This window comes from Nitrospira sp., from assembly GCA_016715825.1.
Classification (GTDB): Bacteria; Nitrospirota; Nitrospiria; order Nitrospirales; family Nitrospiraceae; genus Nitrospira_D.
The window spans coordinates 657,426-672,280 of sequence record JADJXO010000002.1 but is presented as its reverse complement, the minus strand read 5'-3'; the positions used below and the strand labels follow the sequence as shown (position 1 = coordinate 672,280).

The 14,855-nt window shown below is 53.9% G+C and carries 14 protein-coding genes; 3 read left to right on the top strand and 11 right to left on the bottom strand.

Annotation, left to right across the window (positions count from 1 at the left end; all coding sequences use genetic code 11):
• Nucleotides 1-15 precede the first annotated feature (15 nt).
• Nucleotides 16-1,662 carry a M23 family metallopeptidase gene (locus IPM58_09300; protein MBK9307262.1) on the top strand — a complete coding sequence of 549 codons (1,647 nt, stop codon included), beginning with the start codon at nucleotides 16-18 and terminating at the stop codon, nucleotides 1,660-1,662.
• A 198-nt stretch (nucleotides 1,663-1,860) separates the two neighbouring features.
• Here IPM58_09300 and IPM58_09295 read toward each other — a convergent pair whose 3' ends face one another.
• Nucleotides 1,861-2,328, bottom strand: a complete 468-nt coding sequence (locus IPM58_09295; GenBank protein ID MBK9307261.1) for a hypothetical protein — start codon at nucleotides 2,326-2,328, stop codon at nucleotides 1,861-1,863.
• Nucleotides 2,329-2,766: 438 nt separating this feature from the next.
• Nucleotides 2,767-3,612 carry a GIY-YIG nuclease family protein gene (locus IPM58_09290; GenBank protein ID MBK9307260.1) on the bottom strand — a complete coding sequence of 282 codons (846 nt, stop codon included), beginning with the start codon at nucleotides 3,610-3,612 and terminating at the stop codon, nucleotides 2,767-2,769.
• A 614-nt stretch (nucleotides 3,613-4,226) separates the two neighbouring features.
• Between IPM58_09290 and IPM58_09285 the strand changes: the two genes are divergently transcribed.
• Both IPM58_09285 and IPM58_09280 read left to right on the top strand, forming a co-directional pair.
• Nucleotides 4,227-4,976 carry a leucyl/phenylalanyl-tRNA--protein transferase gene (locus IPM58_09285; GenBank protein MBK9307259.1) on the top strand — a complete coding sequence of 250 codons (750 nt, stop codon included), beginning with the start codon at nucleotides 4,227-4,229 and terminating at the stop codon, nucleotides 4,974-4,976.
• A 53-nt stretch (nucleotides 4,977-5,029) separates the two neighbouring features.
• Nucleotides 5,030-5,350, top strand: coding sequence for a rhodanese (locus IPM58_09280; GenBank protein ID MBK9307258.1), 321 nt, complete (start codon nucleotides 5,030-5,032; stop codon nucleotides 5,348-5,350).
• 107 nt (nucleotides 5,351-5,457) lie between these two features.
• On the opposite strand, the gene IPM58_09275 is transcribed toward IPM58_09280, so the two are convergent.
• The 9 genes from IPM58_09275 to IPM58_09235 all read right to left on the bottom strand — a co-directional run bounded on the left by IPM58_09275 (nucleotide 5,458) and on the right by IPM58_09235 (nucleotide 14,832).
• Nucleotides 5,458-6,378: an SDR family oxidoreductase gene (locus tag IPM58_09275; GenBank protein ID MBK9307257.1), complete on the bottom strand. Its 921-nt coding sequence runs from the start codon at nucleotides 6,376-6,378 to the stop codon at nucleotides 5,458-5,460.
• A gap of 36 nt (nucleotides 6,379-6,414) precedes the next feature.
• Entirely contained in the window at nucleotides 6,415-7,188 is a 774-nt protein-coding gene (locus IPM58_09270; GenBank protein MBK9307256.1) for a TlyA family RNA methyltransferase, read from the bottom strand.
• A gap of 55 nt (nucleotides 7,189-7,243) precedes the next feature.
• Nucleotides 7,244-7,501: an exodeoxyribonuclease VII small subunit gene (xseB, locus tag IPM58_09265; GenBank protein MBK9307255.1), complete on the bottom strand. Its 258-nt coding sequence runs from the start codon at nucleotides 7,499-7,501 to the stop codon at nucleotides 7,244-7,246.
• A 57-nt stretch (nucleotides 7,502-7,558) separates the two neighbouring features.
• Nucleotides 7,559-8,860: an exodeoxyribonuclease VII large subunit gene (locus IPM58_09260; GenBank protein MBK9307254.1), complete on the bottom strand. Its 1,302-nt coding sequence runs from the start codon at nucleotides 8,858-8,860 to the stop codon at nucleotides 7,559-7,561.
• Nucleotides 8,861-9,021: 161 nt separating this feature from the next.
• Nucleotides 9,022-9,801: a TIGR00282 family metallophosphoesterase gene (locus tag IPM58_09255; GenBank protein ID MBK9307253.1), complete on the bottom strand. Its 780-nt coding sequence runs from the start codon at nucleotides 9,799-9,801 to the stop codon at nucleotides 9,022-9,024.
• Nucleotides 9,798-11,378, bottom strand: a complete 1,581-nt coding sequence (gene rny / locus IPM58_09250; protein ID MBK9307252.1) for a ribonuclease Y — start codon at nucleotides 11,376-11,378, stop codon at nucleotides 9,798-9,800. The genes IPM58_09255 and rny overlap by 4 nt, the downstream gene beginning before the upstream one ends.
• 537 nt (nucleotides 11,379-11,915) lie before the next feature.
• Nucleotides 11,916-12,212 carry a cell division protein ZapA gene (locus IPM58_09245; GenBank protein MBK9307251.1) on the bottom strand — a complete coding sequence of 99 codons (297 nt, stop codon included), beginning with the start codon at nucleotides 12,210-12,212 and terminating at the stop codon, nucleotides 11,916-11,918.
• Complete coding sequence (gene zapB, locus IPM58_09240) at nucleotides 12,205-12,459, bottom strand: cell division protein ZapB (protein ID MBK9307250.1); 255 nt, start codon at nucleotides 12,457-12,459, stop codon at nucleotides 12,205-12,207. Before zapB ends, IPM58_09245 begins: the two co-directional genes overlap by 8 nt.
• A 66-nt stretch (nucleotides 12,460-12,525) precedes the next feature.
• Nucleotides 12,526-14,832: a transglycosylase SLT domain-containing protein gene (locus tag IPM58_09235; GenBank protein MBK9307249.1), complete on the bottom strand. Its 2,307-nt coding sequence runs from the start codon at nucleotides 14,830-14,832 to the stop codon at nucleotides 12,526-12,528.
• Nucleotides 14,833-14,855: the final 23 nt, after the last annotated feature.

The following is a 14,855-nucleotide window of genomic DNA, read 5'->3' as shown; positions in this document are numbered from 1 at the left end:
AAAGGACGGGGTGTCATGAGATCGATACAATCAAGCTGCTGGGTGCATCTTCTAGCCATACTCTGCCTGGCTACACTGTGGACGCTCGATACGACCTCCTCAGGCCACGCCGGTAGAGAAGCAGAGAACGGGACGCCCATCAAGCCTTCCGAAAAGGTCCGGAAGGGGAAGGCAGCGTCAAAGGCTGGCGTGGGAGAGAAAGTTACGCCTCATCAAACTGAACTGCTTGATCGTTGCGAGGCGGAGGCCCAAGTGCTCTATAAGCCTTGCATGAACAAGACCGGCGATGACCTGGAGGAATGCCTTCGAAAGTACGATGCGGCTGTGAACGCGTGTGTGAATCCGGGGCCACCCCCGAAGGGACAGGAATCTCAGAATGTCTACCGAATCCCCTATGCCGATGGTACGAACGTAAAAGTTGGCCGCGACTTTGTCACTCATAATCCATTTGGTCGCATTGATATGCACGGGAAAGGTGGTGGTACGCATCGCATCGTAGCTGCCGCTGATGGATTCGTTCGATATATTCAGGACGGTCGCACCAAGAACCAATGGCCCGAACGATTATTTCGCAATACGAGGGATTGTCTCAACAACTATGTATGGATTGAGCATGTCAATGGTGAATGGGCTAAGTATTCACATATGGAGTTTGGCAGTACAACTATTAAGGCAAAGCTCAAGGAAGACCAATGGGTTGCTGAAGGGACTTATCTTGGGGACGAGGGAAAAGTTGGATGTGCCTCACGAGATCATCTTCATTTTCAAATATACAAAATAGGAACGAATCCTGAGATAGATCCAAACCATGGAGATTTTGACTACCACGTTAATGACGAGGGAGAAAGAGTTAAATTAGACGATCCTGACCATCGGAACCCTCGATTCCGCGATCTCGAGGGGAACATCTTCACCCTCAAGGACGGGGAAACCTACGTCGCAGGTGGCTTGCCAAAGTGTCGCAAAGACACGGAATGCCCTTCAGGGTATTTCTGCAATGCTGGAATTGATCTTGATAAAAACCGATGTATGCCTCTCAAGGCCGACAATGACACATGCGATGTAGCTGGAGGCGGACATCAATGTAAGAGCGGGTTCTGTAAATTCGGCCGTTGCTACACACCCCATTCAGTATCGGCAGGCGGTACTTGCTACACCGACGATGCCTGCTCGGTAGGGAAATGCAGTGATGTCGGAGGCTTAAAGGGAGTCTGTGTTTGCAAAGCGGATGCAGACTGCATCGAGGGTAAGTACTGCGACCAGGGCGCTGACCTGAATCTGAACCAATGCAAGAATAAGAAAGCCGATAACGAGAGCTGTGATCTGGTGGGTGGAGGGCATCAATGCAAGAGTGGATTTTGCAAGTTCTCTCGGTGTTACACACCGAATTCGGTTGAGATAGGCGATATCTGCTACAACGACGATGCGTGTAAGGAAGGCAAGTGCGGTGCCGTGGACGGCGCAAAAGGCAGCTGTGTGTGCCAGAAAGATTCCGATTGCGGTGCCGGAAAATATTGTGATGGAGGGCTCGATACCAAAGTGAATGCGTGTCGACCGAAGCTCAATAAGGGTGAAAAATGCGGAAAGGCCGGTTCACTCGGCAACGATCACAAATGCAAATCAGGGGAATGTTCAGGGTTTCCAAAATACGAGTGCAAATAGCTGAAGAAAGGGGAAATCCGATCACTGGCAACACTCGGCATAGGCCCCACGTAAGGCTGTAGAGCGGAGGGAGCACACACTACCGTAGAGCTGTCCTCTGCCCTACCACATTGACGCTGGCCGTAACCGAATGAGATAGGACTGTAACAACGAAACGTCTCGCACGCATGTCTTACGGACATCCAGTCGACAGAATAGCTAGACATCGGCTTTCATATGAAATTGGCCTGATGACTTGATCTCCTTGAATGTCTCATTCCAACTCCTTCTGTATCCTGATCCGAGCCACACCGCTTGCGAAATAACGCCGTCACACACATACCGCCCACAGTAGCGAACTAACCCTGCTTCCATGATGAGTCCGGTGCCTCCCGTAATATCTCGGATTCCCTGTGTAAGCCCGAGCACTCCGAATGCACGATCAGCAGTCGAATCAATAAGGATCGAATAAATTTTGGTATCGCGAAGATAGACCCACTGCCGTACTTCGATCCCTTCTAGAGCCATGACAACCTCCCGATCCAACCTGACATTTCGTGCTTCAAGTTGCGTAATCGACTTGCGCAAGATGGCCGGTTTACCAACAAGCTTCGCACGCGCCTTTGCAAGCAACGGAACGACACTCCCGGTGATGCGATCTTCCTGCTCACCTAAGACCTCAAGCATCAAAAGCTTCTAGCCTTGGATGAACCGCTGCGCGTCAGGAGGAGCGAGTTACATTGTCATGCCTAACGACGCCGCACTCCTGCGGCGTCCCTTTCGAACGATAGGCTAGGGCTATAGCACACCGTGCTCTATCTCATTTAAGTAAAGAGAATCGGGCACTTTGGCGTCAGCTCTTCTTGAGATTTCTTATAGTTCAGGAGATTCGAAATAACGTCGAGCCTTGTCCAGCGAGGACCACTCCGAGAAGTGAACGATCTTATCGGCATTGTTGTCATCGCCCAGCAACTGGCAGCTGAGTTCTCCGGCCTGTTTCTCATGTCAGCTGCTTGGTCAGAAATTGTCTTCCATGCCGGATACGCTTCGACCTCATGAATGATTAAGACGTGTTGCGTGCAAACACCTTTATGAATAGCCAGAACGTCCGCGTTGAACTCGTTGCTATATCGATTCCAACTCTTTGAGGCTCTTTCCATCCTTGTTCTTCCACGCAGTGAGTCCGTTTGCGCTCCCGCCGTGTATAACAGCAGCCGCCGCGCTGGGACTCGAAAACTCAATGTCCTTGGTGAATAGGAGATGATCCGAATTCTCTTTTAAGGCTCCTTGGTCTTTCAGTTGTTGCCGCATGTTAATCGGCCAAGGGTATTTCTGCGCAGAAGGACGCTCTATTAAGACGGCTTGGGATCCAGCAAGAACCACGATGCCATTTGGCGTGAGATGGCCGGTAGCCCTAAATCCTTTAATTTCACAGGATAAGGTCGCTGTTTCATTTCGACCCGTTCCAGTTGAAGTGGTTGGTACCAGCACTTCAACACCGAGCACGGGCAACAGTTGGTGAATTTTCTCAAGGAAGATTTCCATATCTTCACGGTCGGACTCGGGCAGCTTTGACCCACTACCTTGGTTATTTTTGACCTCGGCCCGACCCGCCTTTTTCGCCTGCTCGATGAGGCGGCCTTCAAGATAACGGATGTGCGCCTTCGTTAGATTCTCATCTTTGCTGATGAAGAAGGCGATATGATTCCAGAAGTCTTTATCGAGGTGTCCTTTTACTCTTTCTCGGATGGACTCAGCTTCGCCAATATAGACTGCAGCTTTTCCCGTTTCTGGATCAATTCCAGTAAGGAAATAGACACCGGAATTCTGTGATTCCTCTCGAGCAAGTACGCTGTCAAATTCACTTCGAGGGCCAGCGACAGCTTTACCTGTCCAGTTTGACAATTCAGCCGTTCGGAGCCGTTTGGGATCTCCGTGGGCAAGGAAGATTTTAATCGTTGCACTTGGCATGAAATGAATCTGTATAGCTGTGTTGGGGCGGATCCGCATAAGGAATCGGATCTGCCAATTCCTATCCGTCTAACAAGCTGCTACTAGTCGCGAACAGTACGCCATAACTGTCATTGTTTCAATGAGTTGCGGCTGCAATACCATTTCTCACGGTTTCATGTGCGGGTCGGCGTAAATCTCCCTTTGAAAGATGCTCACTCCCCTAATCCACTGCTCACACAGACGTTGAGCAGCTGCTTTCAATTAGGTGATCGGCTGATTTGGGTCGATAGTTGTCACTAACTGACAGGTTCAGTCTGAACTACGACACCCCCTTCATCGTTCTTCAAGTATAGTCTCTTGGCTTCACTTTACGTATCGTACGGGGCGATGTTCCGGTTGAAACAGGTCCAACACGGACACGGCTTTACCCTGAATTGCGCCGGATTGCGTTTCACACCGCTTAAAACCTTCTTAAACTGTGCTGTTTCCGTCGAAAGATTGCGCCGGATTACGCCAAATTTTGCTTTTATGTCACTTTCAGCGCAATTGTCGCCATGAGATAACCAGGAAACCATCCGGGGGACTCCTCCCAGCATGGCCTTTCCGCCGTGCTTCACGTATCGTACGTCGCGATGGTTCGCTTACACCGGCACAATCTTCGCTTTCCACCAGTTGAGCAGGCTTCCCCAGAAGGTCTGCTTGCCGTCGGCGGGGATCTCCGTCCTGAGCGTCTCCTCGAAGCGTACCGACAGGGTATTTTCCCTTGGTACAACGACGATCAACCGATTCTCTGGTGGTCGCCGGATCCCAGGGCTGTATTGTTTCCTGAGAAACTTCATGTCCCGCGCAGTCTGAAACGAAGCCTCCGCCCGAATGTGTTCACCGTCACACTCGATACCAGCTTTCGGTCTGTCATGGAACAGTGCGCGGGACCACGCCCGCAATATCCTGAGGGAGGGACTTGGATCACGGGAGAGATGCTGGAAGGATACACCCGCTTGCACGAACTCGGCTACGCCCACTCAGTCGAAAGCTGGCGGGATAACCAGCTAGTCGGTGGCCTCTACGGTGTGGCGGTTGGCGGGGCGTTCTTTGCTGAGTCGATGTTCACGAAGGTCGATGACGCGGGAAAAGTGGCGCTGGTCAGGCTTGTCCAACAACTTCAAGCCTGGAACTTTCGCATTCTCGATTGCCAGCAGTCCTCTCCCCATGTCACACGGTTCGGTGCGGAAGAAATCCCACGGTCAGACTTTATCAAACAGCTCGCTGCTGCGCTGAAACTCCCAGACCGACTGGGACGATGGGAGTTCGATGCAGATACTGCGCAGAAAGAGGAAGACGTGAGGGGGACAGGTCGCCTCAAGCCGGACAAACTGCGTTGACAGCCCTTTCCGCGGTCGCTTATGATTTACCTCAACTAGGAGGCGAACATCACATGAGCTTTGTCATTACACCGAAAGAGCTGAAGGCTCGGATCGATAAAGGGGATACCCTGGTACTCTTGGACGTGCGAGAACCGTGGGAGAATCAACTCGCCAAGCTCGACAACTCCGTACTGATCCCGCTCGGCACCTTGCCTCAGGCTCTCTCACAATTGGATCCGAACACGGAGATTATCGCCTATTGCCACCATGGCATGCGCAGCGGCGATGCAACAGGCTTTCTCCTTCAGCAGGGATTCTCGAACGTCAAGAATTTGATCGGGGGGATCGACGCGTGGTCCGTCCAGATCGATGGCAGCGTGCCTCGATACTGATCAGATTAACGGGCTGGTGGGTTCACATCAACGAAGACCATTGAAGGACCTACCGCTCTGGCTGAGAGGCCAGCCCAACCACGCTTGTTACGGGAAGTTCGGCCTGCCTATTTTTTCCCCTGGAAGAATTCGACGGTCTGCTTGAGTCCCTCCGCGAGGTCGACCTTCGTCTCCCATCCCAATTCCTGTTTGATCCGGGAGGGGTCAATCACACTCCGAAGCTGCTCCCCAAGTTTGGCCGGCCCATGGACCTCCTTAGCCGGAGAACCAGTCAGACCGGCGAGCATTCCAAACAGCTCATTGACCGAGGTCTCCACACCCGTTCCAACATTGTAGACTCCATGCGCATCTTGCCCCATCGCGACAAGGTTGGCTTGGGCCACGTCTTCCACAAACACGAAGTCGCGTGTTTGTCGGCCGTTTCCATTAATGATGGGCTGCTCATTATTCAACATTTTTTGGATAAAAATGGCGACAACCCCGGCTTCCCCCTCAGGGTCTTGTCGTGGTCCATAGACGTTGGCATATCGCAGGCTCACGACTGGAATTCCACTCGTGCGTTGGAAGTAGGAGAGATAATGCTCACCGCATAGTTTACTGATGCCATAGGGTGACAACGGGTTGTTGACGTGAGATTCCGCGGCAGGGAACGTCTCTTGCTCGCCATAGATCGCTCCTCCGGACGAGGAAAACACAACCTTTCTGCACCCGTATCGCACCGCCTGCTGCAACACGTTCATCGTTCCCAGGACGTTGACCTGCGCATCAAACACCGGGTTCTCGACCGAATTGCGGACGCTGATCTGCGCGGCGAGATGAAGGACCACATTGGGGCGTTCGTTCCGAAACACCCGTTCCAATCGCCCGCTGGTAATATCGGTCTTGTAGAGGCTCGCCGCACGGTTGAGATTTTTCCGCTTCCCCGTGGCCAGATTGTCGACAACGACGACCTGATGCCCTTCTTCCACGAGTCGGTCCACGACATGAGACCCGATAAACCCTGCGCCGCCCGTGACCAGTACTTTCATTGGCCCTCCTCGTTGAGCTGTCGACCGTAGCCTTTCCTACATACCATGAAACGGGGTACGGTACTCAAGAATAGCCAACATTTCTTCATTGCCTTTTTTCTTGCCTTTAATGGGTGACGGGACCACCTGATTCGGCTGGAGTCCCATCTCCGCCGCAAAACGCAACACTCGCTGAACCACCTGCTCTCGCTGCTCCTCATCGCGCACCACGCCGCCCCGACCGACCTGCCCCTTACCCACTTCAAACTGAGGTTTAATCAAGGCGATGATGTGGGCCTGCGATCGCAGAAACGGAAGAATGGGCTGGAGCACCTTTGTCAGCGAGATAAAGGAGACATCGATCACGGCCAGATCAACCGGCTCAGGGACAGCAGAGCGCGCCATATACCGAATGTTGGTCCGCTCGATCAACACCACGCGTGGATCTTGTCGAAGTCGCCAGTCGAACTGCCCATATCCAACATCGACGGCGTAGACTTTCGCCGCTCCTCGTTGTAACAAACAGTCGGTAAATCCTCCCGTTGAACACCCGACATCGAGACAAACTCGCCCCTGCGTCGTAATCGATGATACGTCGAGAGCCGCCGCCAGCTTTTCCCCGCCTCGGCTGACAAACGGCTGCCGTTCCTCCGTCAGCTCAATGAGGGCATCGACGGGAATCACTCTGGATGGTTTATCGACAACCACGCCGTCCTTTTTGACTTTCCCGGCTAGAATCATGCGAGCGGCACGATCTCGACTTGGTACCAAGCCTCTGGTTACCAGTACCTGATCACATCGATCTTTATCGCGGCGTAGGTTTGTACCCATGCAGAATGAGGAGGGAGTGAATGCGACGCACCCGGCGTCCACACGGATGTCCTAGTTACGGCTCCATGGAGGAGGCCTTCTGGTCAATATCCTCCGACGTGAAGGCACGCAGCTGTTTCTTGCCGTTTTTGTCTTGAACGAGAACTTCCACCTTTTTTTCGGCCTCTTCCAACACTTTCAAACAATTCTTTGAAAGTCGGATACCCTCCTCGAAGATCTTTAGCGACTCATCGAGCGGCAGATCTCCCTTCTCCAGTTCACCGACGATGACTTCCAGTCTAGCCATCGCTTGCTCAAATTTGACTCCAGCCACAACGTGCTCCTTTATGTGACAATGAGGACCGTATTATATCGAAGTTCCAAGGAGCATTTATACCGATGAATCCGTCACCACATCCTCCACGGTGCAGCGGAGCTCCCCATCAACAAGCCGAGCCCGGATCGTGTCACCGATGGAGACTTGTGCGACTCGTCGTATGGTCGTCCGATCCGGCATCGTTTCAAGCATGCCATAGCCCCGAGTCAGGATGGCCAGCGGACTCAAACTGTGCAACCTAGCAAGATAGGCATGAATGCGTTGCTCGTATCGCGTGAGGTCGTGTGTCATAGTCCCCGTCAACCGCAGCCGTAGTTGCGGGACCAGCGCCATGCCATAACGGACCCGAACCTCAGGGCTTGCCGCCTCTAACGCTTGCTTCCATCCCTGTGTCTGTGCCGTCATCTGTCTCAACGTGGCGCGTATCGCTTCGCGCATAGAGACCAGAGCCCCATCCACACGCTGTGCTTCTCTCAGAATCCGAAGCCGGATCGATGCCAGATGAGCCACCAGGAGATCGAGTTGTTGTTGGTGGTCAAGACATTGCGACATCGTCGCTTGGCGGCAACGAGCAGCAAACATTTCAAGACGCTCCACGATCTCCGCCAACACCGGAGCAACCATTTCTCCTGCAGCCGAAGGTGTTGGGGCCCGCACGTCGGCCGCAAAGTCGGCAAGGGTGACGTCTGTCTCATGCCCAACGGCTGACACGATAGGAATCCGTGATCCTGCAATGGCGCGCACGACCACTTCTTCGTTGAAACTCCAGAGGTCCTCTATCGAACCACCACCCCGCCCGACGATCATGACATCGATACCGCCAAGTGTATTGAGCGCATGAATGGCCCCTGCGATTTGCTCACCGGCTCCGGCCCCTTGGACTTGCACCGGCGCCACGATAATTCTCAGGACCGGGCAACGACGATGGAGGACGGTGAGCAGATCTCGGACCGCTGCTCCGGTCGGTGAGGTGACGATGCCGACTGTCCAAGGGAATGCCGGTAGCAGTCGCTTGCGCTGTACATTGAACAATCCCTCTGTCTGAAGCCGACGCTTGAGCTGCTCAAACGCCAATTGGAGGGCGCCTTGTCCTTTCGGTTCAAGGTGGTCCAAGACAAGTTGGTATTCGCCTCGAGGCTCATAGACCGAAAGCCGTCCACGTACAACGACCTGCAGCCCATCCTCCAACCCAAATCGCAGCCGCATGGCAGCTGATCGAAAGATGACCGCTCGAATCTGGCTTGATCCATCTTTTAACGTACAATAGAGGTGCCCGGAGCCCGGTGCGCGGAGGTTCGAAATTTCGCCTTCCAGCCAGATCTCCGGAAAATCGGCTTCAAGGGAAGCCCGAATCATGGTGGTGAACTCGGAGACGGTCAGAACCGACCGTGGAGATCCGGCAGGAGCAGATGGGTATAGGGAAGAGAGCGCGTAGGTATCCGTGTGGCCTCTCCTTCCTCATCATTCGCGAAGATCGATGCGTCGCCACCAATCCTCACCCGGGTAGGTATTCCCGGTTAATCGACGAGGCGAATTCGTTCAAAGGCGATGGCCTTCCCCAAGCGGGGATCGAGCTCGAGCAAGACTGCGCAGAACACGGACGGTCCTGACGCCACTTCAAATCGCCGTGGCATCCCGGTCAAAAACTTTTCGATCGCCAACTCTTTCTTCACACCGATGACCGAATGAAGCGGCCCCGTCATCCCGATATCGGTGATGTAGGCAGTCCCTTTTGGAAGGATCTGTTCATCTGCCGTCTGTACATGGGTATGCGTCCCCACGACCGCCACGACCTCCCCATCGAGGAAGTGCCCCATGGCCATTTTTTCAGAGGTGGCTTCTCCATGCATGTCCACGATGATCGCAGACGTCTCCTGCTTCAAGCGTGACAAGACCCGTTTCGCTGTCTGAAATGGGCAATCGATCGTCGGCATGTATACTCGGCCCATCAACTGCAACACCGCCAATCGCTCCCCTCCTGCGGTCTCAATCACCGTACTCCCGTTTCCTGGAACGCCGGGTGGATAGTTCGCCGGTCTGAGCAACCGAGGCTCACGAGAAAAATAGCCGACAACTTCTTTCTTATCCCACGCATGGTTGCCGGTTGTGATCACCGAGACTCCTATTTCAAAGAGTTCCTCGGCCAACTCCGGCGTGATCCCGAAGCCTCCGGCAACATTCTCCCCGTTGGCGACTACCGCATCGATCTGATGCTGTGCGATCAAGCGTGGCACGACTCGAGCTGCAGCTCGGCGACCGGGCTCCCCCATGATGTCGCCGATACAAAGCACCTTCATTTGGCGTACTCCACGTAGCGACTCTCTCTGATGACGGTCACTTTGATCTGCCCAGGGTACGTCAACTCTTGCTCAATCTTCTTCGCCAGTTCGCGCGAGAGTTGAAACGATTCGGCATCGGTAATGTCTTCTTGTCTGACAATGACCCGGATCTCTCGGCCGGCCTGGATGGCATATGCCTTCTGCACGCCCTTATGCCCGGTCGCCAGCGATTCGAGTTTCTCCAGCCGCTTCACATACGACTCCAGCGCTTCGCGTCGTGCACCGGGACGCGCAGCCGACAGGGCTTCGGCAGCCGCCACCAGCACACTCTCCGGACAAATTGGCTCAACCTGTTCATGATGCCCCGCGATTGCATTGACGATCTTTTCGGATTCACCGTACTTTTTGGCGATCTCAGCCCCGAGCATGGCGTGCGGTCCTTCTTCCTCATGGCTGACCGCCTTGCCGATATCATGGAGTAACGCCCCGCGGCGTGCCAATCTGACATCGAGTCCAAGCTCCGAGGCCATGATGCCGCAGATATAGGAGGCTTCACGCGCATGGTACAGGTTGTTCTGTCCGTAGCTCGTCCGATATTTCAGGCGTCCCAACACTTTGATCAATTCCGGATGAAAGTCCGAAAGCCCGAGCTCAAAAATAATCTTCTCAGCCTCTTCGTACATGAGCTTGTCGATATCGACTTTGACTTTCTCCACAATTTCCTCAATGCGCGTGGGATGGATGCGTCCATCATGCATCAGGCGTTCCAGCGAGACTTTGGCGATCTCGCGTCGCAATGGATCAAATCCTGAGATAATCACCGCCTCGGGAGTTTCATCAATGATCAGATCAATGCCTGTCGCCGCCTCAAGCGCGCGGATGTTTCGCCCTTCTCGACCGATGATTCGCCCTTTCATCGCATCGTTCGGAATAGGCACCACCGAAATCGTGGATTCCGACACATAATCCCGAACGACACGCTGAATCGACGACGTAATGATTTCCCGAGCTTCACGCTCCGCATTTTCCCGGGCCTCTTCAATCGTTCGCTTGGCAATCCCCACGGCATCCAGCCGAGCCTGCGACTCCATTTCCACGATTAACTGTTTCTTGGCTTCATCCGCCGTCATACCAGCCACGCGTTCCAGCGCCTCACGATGCTCACGCTCAGCTTTCGCGCAAGCTGATTCCTTGGCTAAGAGCCCCTCTTCGCGTTTCGTAAAATCGGCTTCACGCTTGCGTGCCTCATTTTCCCGTCTTTCCAGCGCAGTGACTTTTTGGTCAAACCCTTCCTCTCGTTGAATCAGCCGTTTCTCCAACGTCAGCAGTTCGCCAAGCTTGGCTTTCTGTTCTTGTTCGAACTCGGATCTTGCCTTGAATGCGAGATCCTTGGCTTCGAGTCTCGCTTCTTTCAGCACATTCTCAGCCTCGCGTTGTGCATTCTGCACAACCTGTTTAGCCAGTCCTTCCGCTTCGGTTTGTTTGGCACCGACCATCCGGCGACGCAGAAGCTCAAATATTCCAGCTCCCACCACGGCGCCGAGAACCCCAGAAAGCAAGATGTAGATGACGATTGAGGTTGAAATGGAAGTCACCCCCTTTTAAAACCCATCAGGTGGCTGTGCGAAACCTGACAGAAGGCCTACGCACTAATCGAACACAGCAGGCACAATATGTAGATATGGGATGAAGACAGAGGGAGGCGTAGGAAATCGCGAGTGACTCAGTCTGGAAACACAAGAGAGTTTAGGGGGACCATCTCCATCCTTACCCTGTTTCCTGCTCTGCCCCTCCACCGTTGCTGACCATCGGTTCCTAGGTGCATATGAGCGTCATGTATCGAAACAGCTATGGATGATCGATGCTCGCTGCTTCCGGCCGGCGCATTCCGACTGACATCGTATCGGACAACTGGTCGATTCGCAGAAACCAGTTGATCGATCAAGGTTCGTATCATCAGTACCCACCGGACCAGTTCTTCGTATCCCCTCAACGTCGATTCTCTCTTCTTCTCACTACATTCGTTTCCGGTACATACACAATTTCGCGAAAGTATCCTTCCCTCTGGCCCTCAATACCCTTACTTATCTGCACGATAACAAAGGGACTCTTTGAAAGCAAGGCGAATCCTGCTATCGAAAGAGCGATGTCGGCATCTGCTCATCGATAGATTCCATCAAGGTCGCCATTCGTCGTTCGACATCGGCTTCTCCTTGCGCCCGTTTCTTCTCGGCCTCAAACAGCCTATGGGCAAGGTTGATAGCCGTCAGAACCGCCAGCTTCGACGGTGTCGTCGTTTTCATTCCCTCCGCCAAATTTTTCATCTGATCATCCACAAAATTCGCCAACCTCCGGATATAGGCATCGTCACCATCTCCCGCGATCGCGTACCGTTGACCATAAATTTCAACATCGATAATCCTAGTCAATGGCCACCTCCTTGGGATCTTCGACGCATTCGAGCAGTTCAATCTCGTTCAGGACTTTCTCGATTCGAGACCTGATATCGACCCGCTCCTTTTCCCATCGGGTATTAGCATCATCCTGTGCCGCCAATTGTTGACGGGCCGTTCTGATTTCGCCTTCCAAGACGGCGTTCTTTTGCTTGAGTTCCTGAACCAGCTTTACCAGGTCACGAATTCGAGTCTCCAGTGCATCAAGTCGATCTAACGACATGGCAGTTCCTCTTGGTTGGACCTAATAGGAGTATGGATCGCACTATAAAAACTTCGTAACACCCTGTCAAGAAACGGTTTTTTGCCTCCCGTCCAGACGAAGGTATTCCTTGTAACTTCGAAGTACCCGTTTGACGTATTGCCTGGTTTCCCGATAATGGATGAGCTCAACAAACTCATCTTCGCTCCGACCATCGTACGTGTCCGCCCAACTTCTGACGACCATCGGTCCCGCATTATAAGCGGCAATGGTCTGGACCAAATTGCCGGAAAACTGCGTAAGGAGTTGCTCCACATACCGAACACCGATTCGGATGTTCACTTCCTGATCGAAGAGATCTTCCCTGGAGACAGGTGGAAGCCGGTGCTGTTGAGCCACGGCACTGGCAGTAGCCGGCATCACCTGCATGAGTCCGATCGCTCCGACACGAGAAACCGCTTTCTGATCATATTGACTCTCCTCCCGAATAATGGCCGCCACAAGAAATGGATCCACACCCTTAACCGCCGACCCTTGAATCGTGGGAATTAACCCGGTCGGATAGGCGACGCCCCAGAGGCCGTCCGCGACCTCTCCACCCGTCCGCTCCAACTGCTCCCGAAATCGAGAGCGCACAAGGCGCAAGGCATGATGGTACGCACCAACCTCATTCAACATGATCGATAACGCCGCCAACGCCTCAGGATCCTGACCGTACCGGTCCGTCAAAACCGCAAGTTCCCTGACGGCATCCCGTTCGAGACCAAGCGCCCGCAGTTCTACCGCGCGCCGATAGGCCGACTGCTGCTCGATATCCGCTCGATTTTTTGCATGATTATCCTGGGCTGAGGCCGCGACTGACTCTGCCATCGGCTGAGTCGAAGAGACAGTCGCAACACCGGCGCGTCCATGTTCGGCCCGACTCGGGGTCACCATGTCCACTTGATCCCCCACAAGTTGGCAATAGTAGGTATGGGGGAACTGCTGACAGAGTTGCGCAAACACTTGCTGGGACTTCGCCGCTTCAACATGGCCGTAGGAACGGGCAATCCAGTAGAGCGCTTGTGGCTCCAGCTCGCTCCCCTTCTGATCGACGATCTGCTGCCACGCAGTGATCGCCTCTCGATAGCGGGCCGTTCGGTAGAAGACCCACCCTTCCCGCCAACGCGCTTCCGCCCGTTGTGAAGCCGGCTCTCCCGATTTGGCTGCACGTCGATATTTGACAATCGCTTCGTCGTACCGTGCATGATCCTCAAGCCAGACTCCACAAAACACGTTGATTTGACCTTTTTGTTCTGGGCTCAACTTTCGTTTGTGTACTGTCCGGCAGAGCTCCAAGAGCTGTTCTCCGAGCCCTTGCCTGAGATAGACCCTGACTAACCAAACCGTGGCTTCGTCGGCCCGCGCCCCTTTCTCAGCCGCGAGTTCATGGAACGTCTCGCGCGCTTGGTCGTAGAGTTTGAGGCGAACTTGGGCAACGCCCAACTTCAGCTTGGCATCCCTTCGATGGGGGGAACCGGGGTGTTGCGCCAAGAACTTCTTCAACTCTTCAATCGCCTCCACATGAAGCGACTGCCCAAGGAACGCCTGCGCCCTGGCATAATGCTCGTCCGGCGACGCTGCCCAAGGCTCACCTCCTATATTGGCCGCAAGCAGCACCTCGGCTTCCTTTGCCTCCTTGGTATAGGGGAACTTCGCCCAAAGCTGCTTGAGCACTTCTCTCCCCTCGTTCAGTTGATTTTCCCGAAGGGAACAAGAGGCTAACCGCAATTTGGCTTGCGCGACGTGCGAGCTCTTACCATTGAGCGCAGCGGCCTTTAGCAGCCAAGAAATAGCTTCAGGGCATCTGGAAGCTTGATACCAAGCTTCCCCGGCACGAAACGTCACTTGATCGGCCAAATTGGAGTCAGGAACAGCTTGGAGCACGCTTTCAAACATGGAGGCCGCCTCCTTGGGATCGCCCAAATGCAGCAAGGCTTCTCCGATCCAAAATCGAATATAGTCGTCGAGTACGGGAAGGTCCCGTTGCGCGGTCCGTAAGTAGGAAATCGCTGCCGCAGGGTTCTGATCGATCGAGAGGACGCCGGAGAGTAAGACGGCACGCTTCCCCCACTGTGAAACCGGATATTCTTTTATGACCTTTCGCAGACGTTCCAGTTTCAGCGCCATAACTTGATCCTTCGTGAAGGATAGGCCGGGTCGCTCTTTGGCGAAGACCGCTGCCGCGAAACACTCTTCTGCAGAAAGGCAGGGCTCAGCCGTTGACTCTTGAGGTTTGCCACCCTGCGAGGTAGAAGCATCACGAGAGACCACCCCTCCAAACACAGGCGCCGCTCCGCACACAACCGCCAGTGTGCAACCGATGATCAGGTAATATGTGGTCGAGGTTTTCACAGATACCTACCGACTTCCATCTC

Excerpts from the sequence above, each read along its gene's own strand:
- IPM58_09255 (MBK9307253.1), bottom strand. The coding sequence starts at position 9,801 with ATGAAGGTGCTTTGTATCGGCGACATCATGGGGGAGCCCGGTCGCCGA.
- IPM58_09290 (MBK9307260.1), bottom strand. The coding sequence starts at position 3,612 with ATGCCAAGTGCAACGATTAAAATCTTCCTTGCCCACGGAGATCCCAAA.
- IPM58_09300 (MBK9307262.1), top strand. The coding sequence starts at position 16 with ATGAGATCGATACAATCAAGCTGCTGGGTGCATCTTCTAGCCATACTC.
- IPM58_09260 (MBK9307254.1), bottom strand. The coding sequence starts at position 8,860 with ATGATTCGGGCTTCCCTTGAAGCCGATTTTCCGGAGATCTGGCTGGAA.
- IPM58_09270 (MBK9307256.1), bottom strand. The coding sequence starts at position 7,188 with ATGGGTACAAACCTACGCCGCGATAAAGATCGATGTGATCAGGTACTG.
- zapB (MBK9307250.1), bottom strand. The coding sequence starts at position 12,459 with ATGTCGTTAGATCGACTTGATGCACTGGAGACTCGAATTCGTGACCTG.
- IPM58_09280 (MBK9307258.1), top strand. The coding sequence starts at position 5,030 with ATGAGCTTTGTCATTACACCGAAAGAGCTGAAGGCTCGGATCGATAAA.
- IPM58_09285 (MBK9307259.1), top strand. The coding sequence starts at position 4,227 with ATGGTTCGCTTACACCGGCACAATCTTCGCTTTCCACCAGTTGAGCAG.
- IPM58_09295 (MBK9307261.1), bottom strand. The coding sequence starts at position 2,328 with ATGCTTGAGGTCTTAGGTGAGCAGGAAGATCGCATCACCGGGAGTGTC.
- IPM58_09275 (MBK9307257.1), bottom strand. The coding sequence starts at position 6,378 with ATGAAAGTACTGGTCACGGGCGGCGCAGGGTTTATCGGGTCTCATGTC.